4 protein-coding genes are annotated in these 2,863 nt (G+C 67.6%); 1 reads left to right on the top strand and 3 read right to left on the bottom strand.

The features are described 5' to 3' along the window. The coding region (locus tag AX702_RS19645) for a trimeric intracellular cation channel family protein (protein WP_066782077.1) at nucleotides 1-562 on the top strand (562 nt) is incomplete at its 5' end. Nucleotides 563-620: 58 nt separating this feature from the next. On the opposite strand, the gene AX702_RS19640 is transcribed toward AX702_RS19645, so the two are convergent. The 3 genes from AX702_RS19640 to AX702_RS19630 form a co-directional block, all read right to left on the bottom strand. Next, nucleotides 621-1,184, bottom strand: a complete 564-nt coding sequence (locus AX702_RS19640; RefSeq protein ID WP_066782076.1) for a GNAT family N-acetyltransferase — start codon at nucleotides 1,182-1,184, stop codon at nucleotides 621-623. Nucleotides 1,185-1,306: 122 nt separating this feature from the next. After that, on the bottom strand, nucleotides 1,307-1,717 hold the full coding sequence (locus tag AX702_RS19635) for a hypothetical protein (RefSeq protein WP_066782075.1): 411 nt from the start codon (nucleotides 1,715-1,717) through the stop codon (nucleotides 1,307-1,309). Beyond that, the coding region (locus tag AX702_RS19630; protein WP_197420693.1) for a S49 family peptidase at nucleotides 1,714-2,863 on the bottom strand (1,150 nt) is incomplete at its 5' end. The genes AX702_RS19635 and AX702_RS19630, both read right to left, overlap by 4 nt.

Raw genomic sequence — 2,863 nt, 5'->3', positions numbered from 1 at the left:
CGGCTGTCGACGATCCAGAACACCGGCGCGCCGCGGGCAAACAATGGTGACGCTCGCTTTTTTCGCGATCATCACGGGCGTCGGCGGTGGCACGATGCGGGATCTGCTGATCGGCGCGCCGGTGTTCTGGATCGTCGACAGCCGTGCCGCAGCCGTGTGCCTGTCGGCCGCGCTGGTGATCTGGATCACACCCGAACGCTGGTGGCGCGGCGCAGCGCTGGACTGGTTCGATGCGCTGGGCCTTGCCGCTTATGCCGTTTACGGTGCCGCCAAGGCGCTGGGCTATGGCGTACCGCCGGTGCCGGCCTTTCTGATGGGTGTCGTGACTGCCTGTGTCGGCGGCATCATCCGAGACGTGCTGGCTGGGGAGCCATCGATTCTGATGCGCCCGGAACTCTATGTCACCGCCGCGGCGCTGGCCTCAGCGCTGTTCGTCGGCCTGTCGTTGCTGGGAATGGAGGGGGCACCGGCCGCCGTTATCGCCGCCAGCGCCGGCTTTGCGCTTCGCGCAGCTGCCATCCGCTGGCAATTGCATCTTCCGGCCTATCGGCGGCGGCAGTAGCAGGCCACGCCCGGGTGCTTGTTGAGGGGACTACTGCAGGATCGTGCCGGCGCCGCAATCAGGCGCGGACCACGCCCACGTCGGCAAAGCGGCGCGGCTCCACCGGCGGCACCATGCTTTCGTTCAGCGCGCATTGCCAGAAACCGACGTCCAGCCAGCGGCCCTGCTTATATCCTACCTCGCGATAGATACCCGCGCGCCGAAACCCCACCGCTTCATGCAGCGAGATGGAATTGTCGTTGGGAAGCGCGATGACGCCGATCGCCTGGGTGAAGCCCTGCGCGCGCAACGTATCAACCAGAGCTTCGTAGAGCAGTCGGCCCACGCCCTGCCGCTGCACCGACCCGGACAGGTAAATTGAGGTTTCCACCACGTAACGGTAAGCGGCGCGCTCTCGAAAACGGGTGGCATAGGCATAGCCGACTACCGCCGCGTCATCGCCCACCCCCGATGTGGCCACCAGCCAAGGATAGAGGCCGTCCGATGCGGTCATGCGCTGACGCATCTGCCGCGTATCAGGCGCCTCGCTCTCGAACGAGACGGTGCCGGAGAGCACATACGGCGCATAGATCGCCGCAATGGTGGCGGCATCGCCCGGCGTGGCGGGGCGGATGGCGATCATGATCAGGCGCCTCCTTCCGTCTGGGTTGGTCCTGATGTCAGACCGGTTTGCCCAATCGGCAGCAAAGCGCCGTGGTCGTCAACCGATTCCCTTGTCGCCGCCGTAGCACGACACGGGTCGGATCAGCGCTGCTCCACCGCGACCACCAAGTCCGAGATGCCGGCCGTGGACAGCGTGCCGCGCAGACGCGCGCGGCGCGACGGTGCGCCGGGCGGGCCCTGCAAGCCATAGATGCTAAGTTCGCCAGCACCGCCCACACGGCAGCGCACATCGAGTGACTGCACATCGGAGAGCCGCGCCGCCATCCGCCGCGCTTCCGCCAGAGAGCCGCCGTCCACCGGCTTGCCCCCGATCGCCAGCCGATCAAGCACCACGCCCGTGCCGGACAGCGGCGTGGCCGTCACCTGCACCTCATACACGATCGCCTCGCAGGCGAAGCGGCCGCTCAGCGTGCGCGGAGAGGCGGGCTGGACCAGCGGCGGCGTGGCGCCGGGCGCTGCCGCCTGCAGCGCCATGAACAGCGCGGCGATCACAGGCCGAAGCGTGCCAGCAGCAGATCCAGCAAGCGCGCGTCACCAGCCGTCACCTGGATCGGACCAAGCGGCCCGCATTCAAGGCAGCGCGCCTGAATGCCGCCGGTGGTTGCCATGCGCCGAACGTCACCGGCGGCACGCGCCAACACCTGTCGCTGTTCCCACGCCATGCGGCCAAGCGCGTCGGTCGGGACACTGCCGCTTTCATCGTCGTCATTGCCGATCTGCTGCGCCAGCTGCGACGCCCAGCTCGGCTTCTTTTCAAGATATACGGGCTTTGCCTTGGCCGGATCGAGCTTGGCCCGCCGTGCCGCTTCCTGCACGGCATCATCCAGCGTGCCGAACCGATCCACGAGCCCGATCTGCCGCGCGGTGCCGCCTTCCCAGACGCGACCCTGCGCGATCTCGTCCACCCGTGCCACCGGGAGCCGGCGCGAGCGCGATACTTCCGACAGGAAGCGGCGATACACCTGCTCAATGCTCGACTGAATCATGGCGCCCGCCTCTTCGTTGAGGCCGCCGATGATGTCGGGCTGTCCGGCGAGCGGCGTGAGCTTCACTCCATCGCTGGTGACGCCGATCTTGGCGAGGCTGTTCTCGAAGCTGGGCAGAACGCCGAACACGCCGATGGAGCCGGTGATCGTGCCCGGATCAGCGAAGATCACATCGCCCGGCAACGACACCCAATAGCCACCGGACGCCGCCACCCCGCCCATGGAGACGACGATCGGCAAGCCCCGGCGCTTCGCCTCGAGCACGGCCAGGCGGATCCGTTCGGACGCCAGCACCGATCCGCCCGGCGAAGCCACCCGGACGACCAGCGCCTTCAGTTTTTTCTCGGCAAGCCCATCAAGGATGAACTTGGCGATCGTGTCGCCACCGGCGGTGCCTGGCCCGGCCTTGCCGTCGACGATCTCGCCGGCGACGGTGACCACGCCGATTTCGCCCTCGCTGGGAGCGGGGTTCGCCTGCACATACGCCTGGTAACGGATCTGCTTGAACGAGCCCGCCGGCTTGTCCTCTTCGGCGCCGACGATCTCGGCGACGCGGCGGCCGAAGGAGATGCGATCACCCAGCTTGTCGACGATCCCGCTGGAGAGGCTGGCCTTTGCGATATCGCCGCCGGCGGCCGCGACGATACGGCTC

The organism is Sphingomonas sp. CCH5-D11 (assembly GCF_001557395.1).
Lineage (GTDB): Bacteria > Pseudomonadota > Alphaproteobacteria > Sphingomonadales > Sphingomonadaceae > Sphingomonas.
The sequence above is the reverse complement of the archived record's forward strand: the minus strand, read 5'-3'. Positions and strand labels throughout refer to the sequence as shown.

Bases quoted from the DNA above. Each gene is read 5' to 3' on its own strand.
- AX702_RS19640 (WP_066782076.1), bottom strand. From the start codon at position 1,184: ATGATCGCCATCCGCCCCGCCACGCCGGGCGATGCCGCCACCATTGCG.